Origin of the sequence: Neisseria sp. HMSC065C04 (genome assembly GCF_001815375.1) — a bacterium.
GTDB classification, from domain to species: domain Bacteria; phylum Pseudomonadota; class Gammaproteobacteria; order Burkholderiales; family Neisseriaceae; genus Neisseria; species Neisseria flavescens_D.
This window is the reverse complement of sequence record NZ_KV820384.1, coordinates 51,038-71,787: the sequence shown is the minus strand read 5'-3', so window position 1 is coordinate 71,787 and position 20,750 is coordinate 51,038. Positions and strand designations below refer to the sequence as shown.

General features: G+C 48.5%; 18 protein-coding genes and 1 tRNA gene. 15 read left to right on the top strand and 4 right to left on the bottom strand.

Annotated features, from left to right (window positions below; all coding sequences use genetic code 11):
* Positions 1–37: 37 nt before the first annotated feature.
* From HMPREF3022_RS01805 to HMPREF3022_RS01795, 3 genes are all read left to right on the top strand, one after another.
* Entirely contained in the window at positions 38–913 is an 876-nt protein-coding gene (locus tag HMPREF3022_RS01805; RefSeq protein ID WP_003685375.1) for a metal ABC transporter permease, read from the top strand.
* A 79-nt stretch (positions 914–992) separates the two neighbouring features.
* Positions 993–1,898: a metal ABC transporter solute-binding protein, Zn/Mn family gene (locus HMPREF3022_RS01800; RefSeq protein WP_049331107.1), complete on the top strand. Its 906-nt coding sequence runs from the start codon at positions 993–995 to the stop codon at positions 1,896–1,898.
* A gap of 267 nt (positions 1,899–2,165) precedes the next feature.
* The gene (locus HMPREF3022_RS01795) at positions 2,166–3,503 is read left to right on the top strand and encodes a sodium-dependent transporter (RefSeq protein ID WP_070765044.1); all 1,338 of its coding nucleotides are present in this window, start codon (positions 2,166–2,168) and stop codon (positions 3,501–3,503) included.
* 127 nt (positions 3,504–3,630) lie between these two features.
* Here HMPREF3022_RS01795 and HMPREF3022_RS01790 read toward each other — a convergent pair whose 3' ends face one another.
* On the bottom strand, positions 3,631–5,607 hold the full coding sequence (locus tag HMPREF3022_RS01790) for a TonB-dependent copper receptor (protein ID WP_070765043.1): 1,977 nt from the start codon (positions 5,605–5,607) through the stop codon (positions 3,631–3,633).
* Between the two features lie 339 nt (positions 5,608–5,946).
* On the opposite strand from HMPREF3022_RS01790, the gene HMPREF3022_RS01785 reads away from it, so the two are divergent.
* On the top strand, positions 5,947–6,720 hold the full coding sequence (locus HMPREF3022_RS01785; protein WP_049331101.1) for a FadR/GntR family transcriptional regulator: 774 nt from the start codon (positions 5,947–5,949) through the stop codon (positions 6,718–6,720).
* Positions 6,721–6,829: 109 nt separating this feature from the next.
* Positions 6,830–8,023, top strand: coding sequence for an amino acid aminotransferase (locus HMPREF3022_RS01780; protein ID WP_049331099.1), 1,194 nt, complete (start codon positions 6,830–6,832; stop codon positions 8,021–8,023).
* A gap of 91 nt (positions 8,024–8,114) precedes the next feature.
* Here HMPREF3022_RS01780 and HMPREF3022_RS01775 read toward each other — a convergent pair.
* Positions 8,115–8,190, bottom strand: a tRNA-Arg gene (locus tag HMPREF3022_RS01775).
* A gap of 284 nt (positions 8,191–8,474) precedes the next feature.
* Here HMPREF3022_RS01775 and HMPREF3022_RS01770 point away from each other — a divergent pair.
* Both HMPREF3022_RS01770 and glmM read left to right on the top strand, forming a co-directional pair.
* Entirely contained in the window at positions 8,475–9,341 is an 867-nt protein-coding gene (locus HMPREF3022_RS01770) for a c-type cytochrome (RefSeq protein ID WP_049331096.1), read from the top strand.
* 216 nt (positions 9,342–9,557) lie between these two features.
* Positions 9,558–10,895 (top strand): phosphoglucosamine mutase, encoded by a 1,338-nt coding sequence (gene glmM / locus HMPREF3022_RS01765; RefSeq protein ID WP_004520640.1) that lies wholly within the window; start codon positions 9,558–9,560, stop codon positions 10,893–10,895.
* A 76-nt stretch (positions 10,896–10,971) separates the two neighbouring features.
* Here glmM and lolA read toward each other — a convergent pair whose 3' ends face one another.
* On the bottom strand, positions 10,972–11,592 hold the full coding sequence (gene lolA, locus HMPREF3022_RS01760) for an outer membrane lipoprotein periplasmic chaperone LolA (RefSeq protein ID WP_036493771.1): 621 nt from the start codon (positions 11,590–11,592) through the stop codon (positions 10,972–10,974).
* A gap of 289 nt (positions 11,593–11,881) precedes the next feature.
* On the opposite strand from lolA, the gene HMPREF3022_RS01755 reads away from it, so the two are divergent.
* The 4 genes from HMPREF3022_RS01755 to HMPREF3022_RS01740 all read left to right on the top strand — a co-directional run bounded on the left by HMPREF3022_RS01755 (position 11,882) and on the right by HMPREF3022_RS01740 (position 15,684).
* Positions 11,882–12,712 carry a ferritin-like domain-containing protein gene (locus HMPREF3022_RS01755; RefSeq protein ID WP_070765042.1) on the top strand — a complete coding sequence of 277 codons (831 nt, stop codon included), beginning with the start codon at positions 11,882–11,884 and terminating at the stop codon, positions 12,710–12,712.
* A gap of 15 nt (positions 12,713–12,727) precedes the next feature.
* Entirely contained in the window at positions 12,728–13,672 is a 945-nt protein-coding gene (locus HMPREF3022_RS01750) for a cation diffusion facilitator family transporter (RefSeq protein WP_049331091.1), read from the top strand.
* A gap of 69 nt (positions 13,673–13,741) precedes the next feature.
* On the top strand, positions 13,742–14,392 hold the full coding sequence (locus tag HMPREF3022_RS01745; protein WP_070765041.1) for an HAD family hydrolase: 651 nt from the start codon (positions 13,742–13,744) through the stop codon (positions 14,390–14,392).
* A gap of 98 nt (positions 14,393–14,490) precedes the next feature.
* The gene (locus HMPREF3022_RS01740) at positions 14,491–15,684 is read left to right on the top strand and encodes an amino acid aminotransferase (protein WP_036493785.1); all 1,194 of its coding nucleotides are present in this window, start codon (positions 14,491–14,493) and stop codon (positions 15,682–15,684) included.
* Between the two features lie 65 nt (positions 15,685–15,749).
* Here HMPREF3022_RS01740 and HMPREF3022_RS01735 read toward each other — a convergent pair whose 3' ends face one another.
* Positions 15,750–16,163, bottom strand: coding sequence for a YqaA family protein (locus tag HMPREF3022_RS01735; protein WP_036493788.1), 414 nt, complete (start codon positions 16,161–16,163; stop codon positions 15,750–15,752).
* A gap of 274 nt (positions 16,164–16,437) precedes the next feature.
* Between HMPREF3022_RS01735 and HMPREF3022_RS01730 the strand changes: the two genes are divergently transcribed.
* The 4 genes from HMPREF3022_RS01730 to nth all read left to right on the top strand — a co-directional run bounded on the left by HMPREF3022_RS01730 (position 16,438) and on the right by nth (position 20,703).
* Positions 16,438–17,661 carry a sugar MFS transporter gene (locus HMPREF3022_RS01730; RefSeq protein ID WP_049331083.1) on the top strand — a complete coding sequence of 408 codons (1,224 nt, stop codon included), beginning with the start codon at positions 16,438–16,440 and terminating at the stop codon, positions 17,659–17,661.
* 92 nt (positions 17,662–17,753) lie between these two features.
* Positions 17,754–18,377: an alpha/beta fold hydrolase gene (locus HMPREF3022_RS01725; protein ID WP_070765040.1), complete on the top strand. Its 624-nt coding sequence runs from the start codon at positions 17,754–17,756 to the stop codon at positions 18,375–18,377.
* Between the two features lie 179 nt (positions 18,378–18,556).
* On the top strand, positions 18,557–19,936 hold the full coding sequence (nhaC, locus tag HMPREF3022_RS01720) for a Na+/H+ antiporter NhaC (protein WP_049331081.1): 1,380 nt from the start codon (positions 18,557–18,559) through the stop codon (positions 19,934–19,936).
* 137 nt (positions 19,937–20,073) lie between these two features.
* Entirely contained in the window at positions 20,074–20,703 is a 630-nt protein-coding gene (nth, locus tag HMPREF3022_RS01715; protein WP_049323145.1) for an endonuclease III, read from the top strand.
* Positions 20,704–20,750 lie beyond the last annotated feature (47 nt).

The window sequence follows — 20,750 nt, the reverse complement described above, 5'->3', positions numbered from 1 at the left end:
CTCAGGCTTTCAGAGATTAATAAAAAAGCGATAAAACATGGATTTATATGATTTGGTCGTCGCGCCGTTCGCCGAATTTGACTTTATGCGCTATGCCCTGGCGTCGATTTTCTGCCTGGCATTGAGCGCGGCGCCTGTCGGTGTATTTTTGGTGATGCGCCGCATGAGTTTGGTGGGCGATGCCTTGAGCCATGCGGTTTTGCCCGGTGCGGCCATTGGCTATATGTTTGCCGGTTTGAGTTTGCCTGCGATGAGCGTCGGCGGTTTTGCGGCCGGTTTGCTGATGGCTTTGCTGGCTGGTTTGGTCAGCCGGTTTACTTCATTGAAAGAAGATGCGAACTTTGCCGCATTTTATTTGAGCAGCCTCGCCATCGGCGTGGTTTTGGTCAGCAAAAACGGCAGCAGCGTCGATTTGCTGCATTTGCTGTTTGGCTCGGTGTTGGCGGTGGATATTCCGGCTTTGCAGCTGATTGCCGTTTCTGCGAGTGTTACTATTTTGCTGATGGCGGTCATGTTCCGCCCGCTGGTGTTGGAAAGCATAGACCCTTTGTTCCTCAAGGCTGTCGGCGGTAAGGGCGGCTTTTGGCATGTGTTGTTTTTGGTGCTGGTCGTGATGAATCTGGTTGCCGGTTTTCAGGCACTGGGTACGCTGATGTCGGTCGGTTTGATGATGTTGCCGGCGATTACCGCCAGACTGTGGGCGAAAAGCATGGGTTGGCTGATGATTTTGTCGGTCGCATTGGCTTTGCTTTGCGGCTTGGCAGGACTGTTGTTTTCCTACCATATCGAAATCCCGTCCGGCCCGGCGATTATTTTATGCTGCGGCACGCTTTACCTGATTTCCGTCGTGTTCGGTTGGGAGGGCGGCATTTTGGCAAAATGGCTGCGCCGCAAGAAACACCGCACTGCATGATTTTTCAGACGGCCGCTTGAATAATCAGGCGGTCTGTTTTATGATGATGTTAATGTTACGTTATATCACTGGAGAGAATATGAAACATTGGAAACTCGGCATCGTTGCCGCATTATTGACCGGTGCAGCTTATGCCGCTCCGCTGCCTGTTGTCACCAGCTTCAGCATTTTGGGCGACGTGGCCAAACAGATTGGTGGCGACCGTGTGGCCGTTCAAAGCTTGGTGGGCCCTAACCAAGACAGCCATGCCTACCACATGACCAGTGGCGACATCAAAAAAATCCGCAGTGCCAAATTGGTATTGCTTAACGGTTTGGGCTTGGAAGCCGCCGATGTACAGCGTGCAGTCAAACAGAGTAAAGTACCTTTCGCCGAAGCGACTAAAGGCATTCAGGCTTTGAAAGCAGAAGAGGGCGGCCATCATCATGACCACGATCACGAAGGCCATCATCACGATCACGGCGAGTTTGACCCGCACGTTTGGACCGACCCCGTCCTGATGGGTACTTATGCGCAAAACGTTGCCAATGCGCTGATTCAAGCCGACCCTGAAGGCAAAACCTACTATCAGCAACGTTTGGGCAACTATCAAATGCAGCTGAAAAAACTGCACAGTGATGCGCAGGCTGCCTTTAATGCCGTACCTGCCGCCAAGCGTAAAGTCTTGACCGGGCATGATGCGTTCTCTTACATGGGCAAACGCTACAATATTGAATTCATCGCCCCTCAAGGCGTGAGCAGCGAAGCCGAGCCATCTGCCAAACAAGTGGCTTCCATCATCCGCCAAATCAAACGCGAGGGCATTAAAGCCGTCTTTACTGAAAACATCAAAGACACGCGCATGATTGACCGTATTGCCAAAGAAACCGGCGTTAATGTCAGCGGACGTTTGTATTCTGATGCATTGGGTGGCGCACCGGCAAACAGCTACATCGGCATGTACCGCTACAATGTCAAAGTTATGACCGATGCCATGAAAAAATAAAGCGGCTTAAGGATAAAGGCCGTCTGAAACCTTAAAAACAAGGTTTCAGACGGCCTTTTATATGCTTATTTTTAAAATAAACCGTCAAATTTAGAATATAAAAATAAAATTTATGCTATTGAAAGTTTAATTATCAAAAATTCATGCTAATTTGCTTCGTAAGTACGCACCATCCGTGCGAATTACTTATCGACTGTCTGCCAGCCACTCACGGCTTGACTTCACCCTGTTACAATTCGGCATCTTCACGTTTCTTAATATTACATCATGAGCAACCATTCGTCTTGGTCATCCAAAATCGGCTTTGTGCTTGCTGCGGCAGGCTCGGCCATCGGTTTGGGTGCAATTTGGAAATTCCCTTATACAGCCGGTACCAACGGCGGCGCCGTATTCTTTCTTTTGTTTTTGATTTTCACCATTTTGGTGGCTTTACCGGTTCAACTGGCTGAGTTTTACATCGGTCGTACAGGCGGCAAAAACGCCATTGATTCCTTCAAAGCATTGCGCCCGGGTTCGCAGTGGCCGTGGGTTGGCCGCATGGGTGTGGCCGCGTGTTTTATTTTGCTGTCGTTTTACAGCGTGGTCGGCGGCTGGGTATTGAACTACGTCGTACACAGCTTTACCGGCGAAATTCATGCCGGTGCGGATTTTGAAGCCTTGTTCGGCAAAACGATTTCATCGCCGTTTGGTTCGCTGTTTTACCAAGGCTTGTTCATGCTGATTACCATTTGGGTGGTCAAAGGGGGCGTTTCAGACGGCATTGAAAAGGCAAACCGCGTATTGATGCCGGGTTTGTTTATCCTTTTTATCGCGCTGGCTATCCGTTCGCTGACCTTGCCCGGTGCAATCGACGGCGTGGCATTCTTGTTGAAACCGGATTGGTCGTATTTGAAACCGGGTACGATGCTGACTGCTTTGGGGCAGGCGTTTTTTGCTTTGAGTATCGGCGTGTCCGCGATGATTACCTATGCCTCGTATTTGGGTAAGAGTCAGGATATGTTCCGCTCCGGCCATATGATTATGTGGATGAACCTGTTTGTATCATTGCTAGCCGGTTTGGTGATTTTCCCTGCGGTATTTGCTTTCGGTTTTGAGCCCGGCCAAGGCCCTGGTTTGATTTTTGTCGTATTGCCTGCAGTATTCATGAAAATGCCGATGGGTACATATTTATTTGCCGTGTTTATGCTGTTGGTTGTCTTTGCGACGCTGACTTCCGCGTTTTCCATGCTGGAAACCGTTATCGCGGCAACCATCCGCCAAGATGAGAAAAAGCGCAGCAGTCACGCTTGGGTAACCGGTATTGCGATTTTCATAGTTGGTATTCCTTCGGCGCTGTCATTTGGCGTTTGGGGCGATTTTAAGATTTTCGGAAAAACTATTTTTGATTTGTGGGACTTCATTATTTCTGCCGTCATCATGCCGATTGGCGCATTGAGCGTTGCCGTGTTTACATCATGGGTTCAGGACAAACAGTCTGTCCTGCGTGATGCGGGCATGGGCAGCACCATTCCGAAACAGCTGCTTTACCTGTGGTTGGGTGCGCTTCGCTATCTTGCGCCGATTGCGATTATTGTGGTGTTCATCAACTCTTTGGGTTTGATTTAATCCGATAGAGAGCAAACAGTCCGGCGTTGCATTGTTTCGCCGGACTGTTTGTTTAAAAACATCATTAAAAATATTAAGGCCGTCTGAAAATTTTTCAGACGGCCTTTTTATATACGCATGAGGCTGATTAGAACTTCGCTTGCAGTCTCAGCCATGCAGTACGGCCGGGTTCGTTCACGCGCATGGTTTGTGTACCGGCAGACGGGTCGCCGCCGCGGCTGACGAATTCAGCATAGGTTTTGTTGAACACGTTGTCCACGCCACCTTGTAATGTGGCGTATTTGCTGAATTTCCAACCAGCGTTGAGCGAGAGTACGCCAAAGCCCGAAGAAGCGCCGATGTCTTGTCCGACGATATTACCTTGGCCTTTGCTGTAACGGTTTTGTTTGGCTACGACGCGCCATAATGCGCCCGCGCTGAATTTGCCGTTGTCAAAGGCGAGGGTGTTGTTCCACTCGAGCGGCGGCGTTTGTGCCAAAGGTTTGCCGTCGGTACGGTTTTTGCCGTGGGTGTAGGCGAGGCTGGTGCCGACTTCCCAGTTAGGCGCAAATGTCCATTTGACTTCGGCTTCGCCGCCAAAGCGTGAAGCGTTGATGTTGCGTACGTTGAAATCCATGCCTTGGCGCTCCATCATGATGAAGTCTTTGATGTTGCTGCCGAATACGGATACAGATGCGTGTAGGTTAGGACGTTTCCAGATTACACCAGCATCGATTTGGCGGTTTTGCTCTGCGCGGATGGCTTTGTTTTCGGAGCGCAGGCGTTCCCAGTAGTCAGGTGCACGTTCGGCAATACCGAAGCCGGCATAGTATTTCAGGCCGTTGTCCGTATTTCTTTCCCAACGCAGGAAGCCTGAGTTCAAATTGAATTTTTGATGTTTCAAAACGGGGTCGGTCACGCGCGCGGTATCGTAATGTGCTTTGACTTGGTCGTGGCGCAAGCCTGCTACCCAGCGTTGATTGTCGGTTTGCTGCCAAGAGGCTTCGGTGAAAATACCCCATTGTTTGAAACTTTGGTTGGGCATGTAAGGCTTGTGGCTGTAGCCGTCACCGCCACGCTCATGACGCGCGACGTGGACATCGTCCAGATAGTCCAAACCGGTTTGCAGGTTGAGCTTGTCCCAGTCGAAAGTGGCTTTCAGACGGCCTGTATCAGTATTGCGTTTAGGGTTGTTGGCATTTTTAATCTGCTTGCCGGCAGGATTGTAGATGGTACGCAGGCTGTATGTGTCCATCACGTGGTCGATTTTGCTTTTACCGTAGCGCAGTTCCAACTCGCTGAACCATGGGGTAAGGTTGCGTTGGGTGAAGCGGATGTTCCATGCATCACGGTCGAATTTGCTGCCGTCCATCATGCGGTCGGCGTAGGCAACCTTGGCTCTGCTGCGCTCGTATGTACCGGCAATGGTGGTATTTTCTGTCGGGGTAACACCCAGTTGCAACATTTGGCTATCGCGTTTGAAGTTGGAGTGAATGCGGTTGCCGTCGCCGTCTTTGTAGTCGTCGGCTTCGTTATGGGAGATATTGGTACGGACGTAGCCGTATTTGCCGCCGAACTCGGCTTCCAGCGAGCCGTCAAGACGGTCGTTGCTGCCTGCCGTCAGGGTGGCATTGATGTTGTAAGGTTTTTCAGTGAAATCAGGATCTTTACGGATAAATTGCACCGAACCGCTGACCAAGCCCATGCCTTGGGTGACGGTTTGCGGGCCTTTGGTGACCACGACTTTATCAAATGAATTTGGGTGAATATAGGCAGTCGGCGGGTCCATGCGCATACCGCAACCGCCATAAATAAACTGGTCGTCGGCATTGACGGAGAGGCGCGAGCCGCCCAAGCCACGGAACAGCGGATCGCCCGAGCTGCCGCCTTTGCGGATGATGCTCATGTTGGGCACGGATTGTAAAAGGTCTGCCCCGTCTCCGGCAGGGAGGGGTTGCAAAGCAGCTTTGGGGTTGAAAGTAACGCGATTGGCTTTTTCTTGTTGTGTGCCGGTGACGGTGACAGGGGAAAGGGTAACTGTTTCTTCAGGTGCAGGGTTAGTATCTGCCCATGCTTGGGATACGGCTAAGGCAATGGGTAAGATAAGTAATGGTGGGTATTTCATATCGTTTCTCTCTATTATTAGGAATTATGTTAACTAATACCTAAGTATTATACATAAAGTCTAGTTAAATAGAAGCAGTGGGATTTTAATCTAAATCAATATTTTCAGATTTTGGGCGCATAGGTTGTTTATTAAGATTGGTCATACCAAAATATTGATTTGAAGGCATTGGTGAGGTTACTTGATAAAAATGAATGTGTTTGAATTAAACTGCTTGCGATGGGGAGAATGGTATTCCTTGACGGAAAAATAGGGGATTGATTAGAATGAGCGGCCAATTGGTCAATCCAATTTATGGCCGTTTGAATACAACTGTCCTTCAATCATCAGGAATACAACATGACGAAATTGGTTCGTCCTCAAAAAATCAGCGATCAGGTCTTAGCCGTTTTGGAAGAACGTATCGCTACCGGCATTTATGAAGAAGGCAGTAAATTGCCTCCCGAACGTACGCTTGCGGAAGAATTCGGCGTATCGCGTCCGTCGGTCAGGGTGGCATTGAATATCTTGATTGCCAAGCAGGTTTTGGAAGCGCGGCAGGGCGATGGCTATTACGTTTCCGTCAAGCCGCAACAGGATTTTTTACAAAGCTGGCAGGAGTTGCTCGGCAAACATACCAATTGGGAAACAGACGTATTCGATTTCAGCTGTCACGTTGAAGGCTGTATGGCGGCGCTGGCTGCCGAAAGACGGACTGACGCCGATTTGAAACGCATTGACTTTTGGCGGCAGAAGTTTGAAACGGCCTGTGAAAGCGGAAATTTGGAGCATCAAGCCGAGGCAGACGTCAGTTTCCATCAAACTATTGCTGATGCCGCACACAATATCCTATTCAGTCATCTTTCCAGTAGCCTGCTCAAAATGCTTTATCAGCAAACACGTAGCGGCATTATCTATATCCATCAAACCGAAGACCCGCGCCCGACGCTGATTGCCCAGCACCGCGCTATTTTTGAAGCCATTGCCCAGGCCAAACCGGCCGAGGCGGCGGAAGCGGCTAAACTGCATTTAAATTATGTCGCCCGCCGCATTTTGCAGGACAGGGAATATCAAAGCCGCAGCGAGCATGCGGATGTATTGGCACAAAACGATTTGAAACGAGTAGATTGGTAGCGTTTAAAAATAATCAGGCCGTCTGAATTTTTCAGACGGCCTGATTTTGCAAATAAGGCCTTTTAGTGCCACAATCTTCCTCATTCTGTCTGAAAACAAAGGAAGCACCATGTACCGTCATGTCGAGTATTATCCGGGTGACCCGATTTTGAGTTTGGTTGAAACCTTCAAGCGCGACGAGCGCCCTGAAAAAGTCAATTTGAGCATAGGCATTTATTTTGATGACGAAGGCAAAATGCCGGTTTTGGAATCTGTCCGCTGTGCAGAAGCAGAGCGTGCGGCCGTACCGCGCCCCTCTCCTTATCTGCCGATGGAAGGTTTGGACACTTATCGAAGCGCGGTTCAGTGTTTGTTGTTTGGCAAGGATAATCCGGCATTGGCAGAAGGGCGCGTTGCGACCGTACAGACTTTAGGCGGCTCAGGGGCGTTGAAAGTCGGTGCCGACTTTTTGCACCGTTGGTTCCCCGATGCAAAAGCCTATGTCAGCGATCCGACTTGGGACAACCATAAAGGTATTTTTGAAGGCGCAGGTTTTAAAGTGGGGACGTATCCTTATTACAACCCTGAAACCGTCGGCGTGAAATTTGAAGAAATGACTGCGTTTTTCAAAACATTGCCGGAAAACAGCGTCTTGATTTTGCACCCATGCTGTCAAAACCCGACCGGCGTAGATATGTCGCAAGCGCAATGGGATGAGGTGTTGGACATCATCAAAACGCAAAAGCTGATTCCATTTATGGATATTGCTTATCAAGGTTTCGGCGAGGATTTGGACAGCGATGCCTATGCAATCCGTAAAGCTGTTGAAATGGGTCTGCCTTTGTTTGTCAGCAACTCTTTCTCGAAAAACCTGTCGCTGTACGGCGAGCGTGTCGGCGGTTTGAGCGTAGTGTGTCCCAATAAGGAAGAAGCGGAGCTGGTGTTCGGACAGTTGAAATTTACCGTCCGCCGTATTTATTCCAGTCCTGCCGCGCATGGCGCATACATCGCTTCTGATGTGATGAACAGCAATGATTTGCGCGCTTTGTGGGAAAACGAGGTTTACGCCATGCGCGACCGCATCCGTGCCATGCGTCAGAAACTTTATGATGTTTTGACGGCCAAAATTCCCAATCGCGATTTCAGCTATTTCATCAAACAGCGCGGTATGTTCAGCTATACAGGCCTAACCGTAGAGCAGGTACGCCGCCTGCGTGACGAGTTTGCCGTTTACCTGCTGGATTCAGGCAGGATGTGTGTGGCAGGATTGAATGCATCGAATATCGATTATGTAGCCGAGGCATTTGCCAAAGTGTTGCAATAGCCATGCAATCTGAAATTGAATGTAGTTTTATTTGAAGTAAATCAAAAGGCCGTCTGAAAAATTTTCATCTTTCAGACGGCCTCTTTATAATTGGCGCACCCAACAGGGATCGAACCTGTGACCTCCAGCTTCGGAAACTGACACTCTTCCAACTGAGCTATGGGTGCGGAAGCCGTAAGGTTAACGCATATTGGCTTTATTGGCAAAGTTTATCTTGAAAGTGTCTGAAAGTGGCATTGGCGGTCACTTTTTGCATGGCTAGAATAATCAATTAACTACAAAGGCTTAGCAGAATTTAGATGGCATTTTGAGGATTTTTGCGTATCTTTTTCTCAAGATGGATTGGAAAGCCTTTGCGAATTCAGTATAATCCAGCAAAATATTGTTAACTGCGTTTAACACATAAACTATAACTTACAGCACAACCTAACCTAACGGCGAGGCCTACCAAATGAAACAACTCCGCGACCACAAAGCCCAAGGCTCTGCATTGTTCACCCTTGTGAGCGGTATCGTTATTGTCATTGCAGTGATTTACTTCCTGATCAAACTGGCGGGAAGCGGTTCATTCGGCGATGTTGCCGAAACAACCGAAGCTGCGACTCAAACCCGTATCCAGCCAGTCGGCCAACTGAAATTGGGCGACGGTATTCCAGTCGGCGAGCGTCAAGGCGATCAGATTTTCAACAAAATCTGTATTCAATGCCACGCAGCGGACAGCATCGTTCCCAAAGCGCCTAAATTTGAAAACAAAGGCGATTGGGCACCTCGCATTGCCCAAGGTTTCGATACCTTGTTCCAACACGCTCTGAACGGTTTCAACGCAATGCCTGCCAAAGGCGGTGCGGCTGATTTGACCGATCAAGAATTGAAACGCGCCATTACTTACATGGCCAACAAAGCTGGCGGTACTTTCCCTGATCCTGATGCTGCAGCTCCTGCCGATGCCGCTGCTTCCGGCGAAGCTGCTTCAGCTCCGGCAGCTGAGGGTGCGGCTCCTGCAGATGCTCCTAAAGCAGATGCGGCCAAAGCAGATGACAAAGGTGCGGCAGCTCCAGCAGCCGGTGGCGCAGACGGCAAAAAAGTTTACGAAGCCAACTGCCAAGCATGTCACGGCGGTGCAGTTCCAGGTGTTCCTCATGTAGGTAAAAAAGAAGACTGGGCTCCTCGTATCAAACAAGGTAAAGACACCCTGCACAAACACGCACTCGAAGGCTTTAACGCAATGCCTGCCAAAGGCGGTAACGGTAGCCTGAGCGATGATGAAGTGAAAGCTGCAGTTGATTACATGGCTAATCAGTCTGGTGCTAAATTCTAAGATTTGATTTTGAATCTCGAATAGAAGGCGCATTCTGCAAAAGGATGCGCTTTTTTCGTGCAGGAAATCCGGATCTTGCTATAATACTGAAGTAGTAAATTATTCTCATGATCAAGGGGCGTCTGAAAGATTTAGACGGCCTTCGAATACAATCAAGATTCTTTTAAAGAAGTTCAACCATATTCACATACGACAAAACAATCACGGAGTTATCTCATGGCAAAAAAATATTTCGGTACTGACGGTGTGCGTGGCGAAGTCGGTCAATTCCCTATCAATCCTGATTTTGTCCTGAAATTAGGCTATGCGGCAGGTCAGGTTTTGGTGCAGCACGAAGGCGAAATCAAACCAACCGTCTTGATCGGTAAAGACACGCGTATTTCAGGCTATATGCTGGAAGCTGCGCTGATTGCCGGTTTTACCGCCGCCGGTGTCAATGTTATTCAAACCGGCCCTCTGCCGACTCCGGGCGTGGCGTATTTGACCCGCGCTTTGCGTTTGTCTGCCGGTGTGATGATTTCTGCTTCCCACAATGTTTATTCCGACAACGGCATTAAATTTTTTGCCGAAGGCGGTGTGAAGCTGAGCGATGAAATCGAGTTGGAAATCGAAGCCAAAATCGATGAGGAAATGAAAACCCAGCCGTCCAGCCGTCTTGGCCGTGCGCGCCGGATTAATGGTGCGGATGATCGCTATATCGAGTTCTGTAAATCCACTTTCCCAAGCCATTTGGACTTGCGCGGTCTGAAATTGGTGGTCGATACCGCCAATGGTGCGGGCTATGCAGTTGCGCCTAAAGTATTCCACGAATTGGGTGCGCAAGTAGTAAGCATCGGTGATGAGCCAAACGGCTACAACATCAATGAGAAATGTGGTGCGACCCATCCGAAAGCTTTGCAAGCGGCTGTGTTGCAAAATGAAGCCGATTACGGCATTGCCTTGGATGGCGATGGCGACCGTTTGATGATGGTTGACCGCAATGGCAAAGTGTATGACGGCGACAGCCTGATTTATGTGATTGCCAAAGCACGTGCGCACGAAGGCGTGGAAATCGGCGGCGTAGTGGGTACAGTGATGACCAATATGGCGATGGAAGTTGCTTTAAAAGAGCAGGGCGTTGACTTCTGCCGCGCCAAAGTGGGCGACCGCTATGTGTTGGAACAGCTCCACCAACGCGGTTGGTTGATTGGCGGCGAAGCCAGCGGCCATATTTTGTGCATGGACAAACACAATACCGGTGACGGCATCATTTCCGCGCTGCAAGTTTTGGCCGCACTGCAAACCTTGAATCAAGACCTTGCCACCGTTTGCGCCGATTGGCAGCCGTATCCGCAAACCATGATTAACGTCCGCATCAAAAAAGGCCAAAACTGGCAGGATGCTTCCAAAGAGGCTTTGGCTGAAGTGGAAAAAGAACTCGAAGGCAAAGGCCGCGTGGTCTTGCGTGCTTCAGGTACCGAGCCTGTCGTGCGTGTGATGGTGGAAGCCAAGCAGGCAGACTGGGCGAAAAAAGGTGCAGAAAAAATTGCCGCTGCCATTCAAGGTCAAAAGTAACAGTGTGTTTGATTTTGAATTGAACTAAATAAAAGGCCGTCTGTTGTTCAGACGGCCTTTGTGTTTCATTAGAAGCTTAGTTGCTCAAGACATCAACGCCTTTAGGAGGGGTAAATTTGAACATACCGCTGGAAAGGTTAGGCTTGGTGTTCAAACCGCTGAAACTGATGCTGGTTTGGTTGCCGAAGCTGTCTTTTAGCTGCATTGCGGCGAGGTTGTCGCCTTTGAAGCCGATGCGGATGTATTGATAACCGGCATTGTTTTTCTTAGGCGTAGCCAAAACGTAGTCGATACCGTTGGCAGAACCGTCTTCTTTCAGCGTGTAGCTGCTGTCCAATGCCGTTTTGTTGGAGAGGATGGCGGCAGGGCTGTCGCCGATGGTTTGGTCTTGTGAGGACTTGGTTACTTGCGCCAAATCTACGTCATAGAGCCAAATGGTTTTGCCGTCGCCAACGATGGTTTGTTTGTAGGGTTTGGTGTATTCCCATTTGAACAAGCCAGGGCGCAGGATTTTGAATGTACCGTATGTGGTTTGGGTTTTCTTTTTGCTGTGAACGGTTTGGCTGAAATTGCCGCTGATACCGTCGGCATCATTATTGAATTTTTTCAGGGCGTCCACTGCGCCGGCTTGTGCAAAGCCGATGGCTGAAGAAAGCAGCGCGGCAGCGGTCAGGGTGAACAGTCGGGTAGTTTTCATGTTTTGGTTCCTTGTTCGGAGAGATGGGTTCAGTATAGACGTTATGGTGTAACAGGCAAGGGGTTGAATGGAGGGTTTAATTTGTGTAAATATGAAAAATCCAAGCAAGTATCTGAAATAATTTCATTTCTTCAGACGGCCTGTATTTAGTTTTGACGTTTTTTTAATGAAACGCATAAGGGCTTGGTGTGGTATTTAATGTCATTTTACGGAAAGCGTGAAATTATAGTCTTTCTGTTTGCTTTTTAAAACGGTTATAATATTTATCTTTTGAAAACAATGGTTTTGTATGTATCTGAATCCTTATCCTTTATTGGAGCAGGCTTTGCTGTCGGACAATCCTGATGAAAAAGGAAAATTGACGCAGACCTTGTTTGCGCAGTTGGGCGAGGCGGAAGGTTTGACGGTTGATGAGTCAAAACCTGTGGATTGTCGTTTTGCCGGACATCCGCCCCGTCCGCGTTTGGTTGCGCCTTCGGAAGTTACGCCGCGCAAGATGAATACGGTCGAAGGCTATGCGGCGATGTTGCATGCGATTGCGCACATTGAATTTAATGCGATTAATCTGGCTTTGGATGCGGCGTATCGTTTTCGCAATATGCCGTTTCAGTTTGTACGCGATTGGGTAAGGGTGGCAAAAGAAGAAGTGTTTCACTTCGGCTTGATGCGTGGCCGTCTGAACAGCTTGGGCTACGATTACGGCGATTTTGAAGCGCACGGGCATTTGTCGGATATGGCATATAAAACTGCTTACGATCCTTTATTGCGCATGGCTTTGGTGCCGCGGGTGTTGGAAGCGCGCGGTTTGGATGTCACGCCGGGTATTCGTGCAAAAGTGGCGCAGCGTGGCGATGTGGAAACCTGCGATGTGTTGGATATTATTTATCGCGATGAAGTAGGGCATGTCGCCATCGGCAATCATTGGTATCAGCATCTTTGCCGTGAGCGCGGTTTGGAACCGGTTACCCTGTTCCGCAGCCTGATTGCGCGTTACGATATGTTTATCTTCCGCAGCTACGTCAATATTGAAGCACGGGAACGTGCAGGATTCAGCCGTTTCGAGCTGGATATGTTGGAAGATTTTGAGAAAAGTTTGAAACAGGATAAAAAGGCCGTCTGAAACGGTAAAATCATCATGGCACATCATCACGATCATTCGCACGCGCATACGCATACCGCCAATAAGCAGGTATTGCGCATTTCATTTTTCGTCATTGCCGGATTTATGCTAGTTGAAGCGGTCGGCGGCTGGCTGACCAACTCTTTGGCCCTGCTTTCCGATGCGGGGCATATGTTCAGCGATGCGTTTTCGCTGGGCGTAGCATTGTGGGCATTCAAACTTGGCGAGAAACAGACCACGCTGCAAAAGACATTCGGTTACAAGCGTTTTGAAATTTTGACGGCGATGTTTAACGGATTGTCGCTGGTGTTGATTGCGGCGATGATTTTTTATGAAGCAGTCAAACGATTGTTTTATCCGCCGGAAATTTTGACGGGCGGCATGTTGGTGGTCAGCATCATCGGATTACTGGTCAACATCGGCGTCGCCGTTTATATGTTGAAGAATGGCGATACCGAAGAAAACGTCAATATGCGCGGCGCGTATCTGCACGTAATCAGCGATTTGTTCGGCTCGATAGGGGCGATTGTCGCAGCAGTATTGATTATGGCGTATGGCTGGCAATGGGCGGATACGGTTGCCAGCGTATTGGTGGCGGCTTTGGTAGGGCGCAGCGGCTGGACGCTGTTTAAACAGACTTTGCACATTTTGATGGAAGGCGCGCCGGAAAACATCCATACCGATGAGTTGCTCAGCGTGATCCGCAATACGGAGGGCGTAAAATCCGTTCACGACTTGCATGTTTGGACGATTACCAGCAATATCCACGTTTTATCCTGCCATATTGTCGTAGATGGCAACATGACGGTGGCAGAGTCCGAACAAATCGCCTACCGCATCGAACATGAATTGGCGCATCACAACATCGGACATTGTACGATTCAGATTGAAAGTGAACAGCATCCGCATAAAGATGAAGTCTTGTGTTCGCAGGAAATGCATGAACATCATCACCATTAACCATATTCAGGCCGTCTGAAACTTGTTGGATTGTTCAGACGGCCTTCTAAAATCATCAAAGGAATACTTATGACCCAAGCCGTATTATTCGACCTTGACGGCACGCTTGCCGATACCGCACTTGATTTGGGTGGCGCGCTCAACACGGTATTGCGCCGACACGGTTTGCCTGAAAAAAGCATGGATGAAATCCGTCCGCAGGCCAGCCACGGTGCGAGCGGTTTGCTCAAACTTGGTGCAGGCATTACGCCCGACCATCCGGACTATATACAATGGCGCAAAGAGTTTTTGGACGAATACAGTCGCTGCTATGCCGACCAAACCATCTTGTTCGACGGCGCAAACGAAATGTTGGAAGCCTTAGTTCAACGCGGTATCCAATGGGGCATTATTACCAACAAGCCCATGCGTTTTACCGATGTCCTCGTGCCTAAGCTCGGTTTTACCGTGCCTCCCGCCGTGATTGTCAGTGGCGATACTTGCGATGAACCCAAGCCCAGCGTGAAGCCTATGTTTTATGCGTGCGAACAGATTGGCGTTGAGGCGCAGCGATGTTTTTATGTCGGTGATGCAGAGCGCGATATGCAGGCAGGCAAAAATGCAGGCATGACAACCGTGCTTGCCGATTGGGGCTATATTTCTGCCGAAGACCAAACCGAAAACTGGCTTGCCAATTTCCGTATTGCCACGCCTTTGGATTTGTTGGCAATCTTGCGTTAAAACCCTGTAATAATCCGTTTTCAGACGGCCTGAAACGGCGTAAAATCGTACTAAGTTTGTATTTTTTCAACCGTTTTACACTTGTAAAGAGAAAAATCATGTTCTTCAAGCATATCGAAGCAGCTCCTGCTGATCCGATTTTAGGTTTGGGCGAAGCGTTTAAAGCCGAAACCCGTCCCGAAAAAGTCAATCTCGGTATCGGCGTGTACAAAGACGCATCCGGCGCAACGCCTATTGTCAAAGCCGTCAAAGAGGCTGAAAAACGCCTGCTGGAAAGCGAGACAACTAAAAATTACCTGACCATCGACGGCGTTGCCGATTACAACGAGCAAACCCAAATTCTGCTGTTTGGCAAAGACCACGAAATCATCGCCAGCCGTCGCGCCAAAACAGCGCAAAGCCTTGGCGGTACAGGTGCATTGCGCATTGCGGCCGAGTTTGCCAAACGTCAGTTGAATGCGCAAACCATCTGGATTTCCAATCCGACTTGGCCAAACCACAATGCCATCGCCAAAGCGGTCGGTATCCAAGACAAACCGTATCGCTACTATGATGCCGCCAAACACGGTTTGGATTGGGACGGTATGATTGAAGACTTGAGCCAAGCGCAAAAAGGCGATATCGTCCTGCTGCACGGCTGCTGCCACAACCCTACCGGCATCGACCCTACGCACGAACAATGGGAAACTTTGGCAAAACTTTCTGCCGAAAAAGGCTGGTTGCCATTGTTTGACTTTGCCTACCAAGGCTTCGGCAATGGTTTGGAAGAAGACGCCTACGGCTTGCGCGTGTTCTTGAAACACAATACAGAATTGCTGATTGCCAGCTCTTATTCCAAAAACTTCGGTATGTACAACGAGCGCGTCGGCGCGTTCACTTTGGTGGCTGAAGATGAAGAAACTGCAGCCCGCGCTCACAGCCAAGTCAAAACCATCATCCGTACCTTGTATTCCAACCCTGCTTCACACGGTGCGAACACCATTGCGCTGGTGTTGAAAAATGATGATTTGAAAGCACAATGGATTGCCGAACTCGATGAAATGCGCGGCCGCATCAAAGCCATGCGCCAAAAATTTGTTGAGTTGCTCAAAGCCAAAGGTGCAACCCAAGACTTTGATTTCATTATCGAACAAAACGGTATGTTCTCCTTTAGCGGTCTGACTCCCGAACAAGTTGACCGTTTGAAAAATGAGTTTGCCATTTATGCCGTCCGTTCCGGCCGCATTAATGTTGCAGGCATTACCGATGACAATATCGACTACCTGTGCGAAAGCATTGTAAAAGTCTTGTAATTGTCGAATTAAAGGCAAAGGCCGTCTGAATTATTCAGACGGCCTTTATTTTTGGTTGTCGAAGCTTATCCGGCAACTGCGTTCATTCCCCAATAAATCATCGCATAGCGCAGCAGTTTGCCTGTAATCAGAATGATGGCGCAATGCAGGGCATTGAGCCTGAGCCAGCCTGCTGCAAGAGGGAGGGCATCGCCGATAATCGGTAGCCATGCAAATAATAGCGGCCAAATTCCCCATCTTTGTATACGCGCCAATACTTTTTCAGACGGCCTTTTCTTGGCCGGAAACATTCTGCCCATGTAATAAGAAACCATACTGCCCAAGCCATTTGCCAACCCTGCACACAAACATGCGCCGAGGGCATGTTGCGGATATTGGTACACAAATGCGGCGTATGCCGCCTCGGATGTACCCGGAAGTAGTGTAGCTGAAGTGAAGGCAGAAGCAATCAGGGCAAGGTAAGCGTAAAGAGGTGGCATGTTTTGAGTTACATCAAGTGATATTGTAAAAAAGAAATAATAGGCTTAGTAAGAGGATTATGCCTTTATTTTTTAATCTAATAAAAGATAAATCCAATATTATTAAATTTTTTACAATTAAACGGCTGAAGGATAATGTAGTCGGCTGTTAGAAAATAGTTTTCAAAGTGACGGATTATCAGTATGATACGGGCGGCTGTTAATGGGTGTTAAGTTTAATGAACTGATTTAAGCTCATTTTTCCAGCGAATCTTAACAAAACGAAAGGCAAATCATGTCTGCGCATTCACAACAAAATCATACTCCTGCGCTGGTCGTTCTGACCACACTCTTCTTCATGATGGGTTTCATTACCTGCATGAACGATATTTTGATTCCGCACCTGAAAGATATTTTCGAACTGACTTATGTTCAGGCGATGCTGATTCAATTCTGTTTCTTTACCGCTTACGCGATTATGTCGATCCCTATGGGTTATTTGGTCGGCAAAATCGGCTATAAAAACGGTGTAATCGGCGGTTTCGTATTGACTGCCATCGGCTGTCTGTTGTTCTATCCTGCCGCCGGCAGCCATTCTTATCCTACTTTCTTGGGTGCGCTGTTCATTTTGGCTTCAGGTGTAACGCTGTTGCAAGTGGCGGGTAACCCTTATGTGACCCTGCTGTCCAAACCAGGTAAAGAATCTGCAACACTGACTTTGGTTCAGGCATTTAACTCTTTGGGTACGACCATTGCTCCGCAAATCGGGGCATTCCTGATTTTGGCTGATGCGACACAAACTGTCAGCAAAGCCGAGCAAATTTCTTCTGTTCAAATTCCATATTTGGGTTTGGCAGGTTTGCTGATTATTTTGGCTGTGTTCGTCAAAATGATTCGTCTGCCTGATGCAAACAAAATTGCTGAAGAAGAGAGTGAACACAACCATGATGGTAAACACAGCGTATGGCAATACCGCCACTTGATTTTTGGTGCGGCCGGTATTTTCTGTTATGTTGGTGCAGAAGTATCTATCGGTTCTTTGTTGGTCAACGTGTTGGGTTACCTGAAAGGTTTGGACCACGCATCTGCTGCAAAATATCTGTCGTTCTACTGGGGCGGCGCGATGGTTGGTCGCTTCTTAGGCTCTGCCATCATGGCGAAAATTGCGCCTAACCGCTATTTGGCATTCAATGCTACCGCTGCTGTTGTCCTGTTGGGCGTAGCTATGTTGGCAGGTAAAGCCAGTGCAGATGTTGCGATGTGGGCATTGTTGGCCATCGGTTTCTTCAATTCCATCATGTTCCCAACGATTTTCTCTTTGGCAACCAAAGGTCTTGGCCGATTCACCAGCAGCGCTTCCGGCGTATTGTGTACTGCGATTGTCGGCGGTGCGATTGTGCCTGTGGTACAAGGTTGGGCAGCGGATACTTACGGCTTGATGATTTCTTTCGTTGTATCAGCGATTTGTTATGTCTATATCGTCTTCTTTGCTATAAAAGGCTACAAAGCTGACGAATAATCCATCATGATAAAAGGCCGTCTGAAACCTTATGGGATTTCAGACGGCCTTTTTACTTTGTGGCATAATGATTTAAATGACAGGAGAAAAAAATGGCTAAAATCATTTTGCTGCATGGCTTGCACATGCATTCGTGGGTAATGAAACCGCTGGCGTATTTGCTGGAACAAGAAGGTTTTGAAGTTGCGCTGTTCGATTATTACAGTGTTTTGCATTCGATGAACCGACATGTTGAAGATTTAGCGCGATGGATTGATGAGAACCATGCTGATGAAACGCTGCACTTTGTCGGCCATAGTTTGGGCGGGTTGGTCTTACGCAATTTTGCGGCAGTATATCCGGAAAAAGTCAGCGGCCGTATCGTTACCATGGGTACGCCGCACCAAGGCAGCCGTGCCGCGCAACGCGTACTCAATTTGGGTTTGCAAAAACCGGTATTGGGTGGCTCTTACAAAGGGGCGTTGGACGGCAGTATGCCTGAGTTGCCTGTCGGTATTGAGCTGGGCAGTATTGCCGGTAACAAACCGTATGGGCTGGGCCGTGTTTTAGGTTTGCACGGCGCACATGATGGTACGGTTTTGGTCAGCGAAACGCATTGTCCGAATATGCGCGATCATGTCGTTTTGCCGGTCAGCCATAGCGGCATGCTGTTTAACCGTAAAACGGTCGAGCAAGTGGTGGCATTTTTGCATGATGGACGTTTTAAAAAGCAATAAAATTTCATTTATTCTAATTTAAAAGTATTTAATGTTAATAATTTAATATATTTTAAAGAAAGTGTCGCAGTTTACTGGAGCTGTTTTTATAAAATAACAGGCAGGCCGTCTGAGAATCGGGTTTCAGACGGCCTGTTATGCTAAAATCTGTTAAGTACTTATTAAAAAGGCAAAGAACAATGTTTGCTTTCAAATCCTTACTTAATATGCCGCGCTTTGAGGCCATTGCGGTGGCCTTAGCTTTGGTGGCAGCAATGGGTTATACGATTATTTCGCTTGAATGGCTGCCGCATATGTCGATTGTGACGGCGATCGTGGTCTTGCTTTTGTACGGTTTGATGCGTGGCTTGAAATATCAAGACATGCAAAACGGTATGATCGGCGCGGTCGGGCAGGGCATGGGCGCGATTTATCTGTTTTTCTTTATCGGCCTGATGGTCAGCGCGCTGATGATGAGCGGTGCGATTCCAACGCTGATGTATTACGGTTTCGGATTGATTTCGCCGACTTATTTTTATTTTTCGGCGTTTGCGCTTTGTTCGATCATCGGTATTTCTATCGGCAGTAGTTTGACGACTTGTGCGACTGTCGGCGTGGCATTTATGGGTATGGCGGCTGCGTTTCATGCCGATATGGCGATGACGGCAGGCGCGATTGTGTCGGGTGCGTTCTTTGGCGATAAAATGTCGCCGCTTTCCGATACGACCGGTATTTCTGCTTCGATTGTCGGCATTGATTTGTTCGAACACATCAAAAACATGATGTACACCACTGTACCTGCGTGGTTGATCAGTGCGGCGTTGATGTTGTGGCTTTTGCCCAATGTTGCCGCGCATGACATGAACAGCGTCGAAGCTTTCCGCGCGCAATTGGAAGCAACCGGTTTGGTCCATGCTTACTCACTGATTCCGTTTGCCTTGCTGGTTGTCCTCGCCCTGATACGCGTCAATGCTATTGTCGCCATGTTGTTTACCGTTGTGGTGGCGTTGATTGTCACTTACTTCCACAGTACGCCTGATTTGAAACAGCTGGGCGCGTGGTTTTACAGCGGATACAAACTTGAAGGCGAAGCATTCAAAGATATTGCCCGATTGATTTCGCGCGGCGGCTTGGAAAGCATGTTCTTTACGCAAACCATCGTGATACTCGGCATGAGCTTAGGCGGCCTGTTGTTCAGCATTGGTGTGATTCCGTCTTTGCTGGAGGCCATTCGTGCATTCCTGACCAATGCCGGACGTGCTACTTTCAGCGTGGCCATGACATCGGTCGGCGTCAACTTCCTAATTGGCGAACAATATTTGAGTATTCTGCTTTCCGGTGAAACCTTTAAGCCGGTTTATGACAAACTCGGCCTGCATTCGCGCAACCTTGCCCGTACGCTGGAAGATGCGGGTACGGTCATCAACCCGTTGGTACCTTGGAGCGTCTGCGGCGTATTTATCAGCCATGCCTTGGGCGTGCCTGTCTGGGAATACCTGCCTTATGCCTTCTTCTGCTACTTGAGTTTGGCTCTGACGCTGGTGTTTGGCTGGACAGGGCTGACTTTGAGTAAGAAGTAAACCGCATTTAGAATAGCAATGCTTTTATAAAACAAGGCCGTCTGAAAACAATTTCAGACGGCCTTGTTTTACTTGAAGTAGCCGTACCAACATGATTTCACTATAATTGCTGTGCCAATAAAAAAATAATCCAAACAATGAACAAACAAATCCGCCAAGAAATTTTCGAGCGTTTCCGCGCTGCCAATCCTCATCCGACTACCGAGTTGAATTTCAGCTCGCCGTTTGAGCTGCTTATCGCCGTTTTATTGTCTGCGCAGGCGACTGATGTCGGTGTGAACAAAGCGACTGCCAAGCTCTTTCCCGTTGCCAATACGCCGCAAGCCATGTTGGATTTGGGGCTGGACGGCGTGATGGAATACACCAAAACCATAGGCCTCTACAAAACCAAATCCAAACACATCATGCAGACTTGCCGTATTTTGCTGGAGAAATATAACGGTGAAGTACCTGCTGACCGCGAGGCTTTGGAATCTTTGCCCGGTGTTGGCCGAAAAACTGCCAATGTGGTGCTGAATACTGCATTCGGGCAACCTGTTATGGCGGTCGATACCCATATTTTCCGTGTGGCCAACCGCACCAAAATCGCGCCGGGTAAGGATGTGCGCGAAGTTGAAGACAAGCTGATGCGCTTTATTCCCAAAGAATTTTTGATGGATGCCCATCATTGGTTGATTTTGCACGGCCGCTATACATGTAAGGCTTTGAAACCGCAATGCAGCAAATGTTTGATTAATGATTTGTGCGAATATCCGGCAAAAATGTAAATAAAAACAGATAAAAAAGGCCGTCTGAATTTCAGACGGCCTTTGAT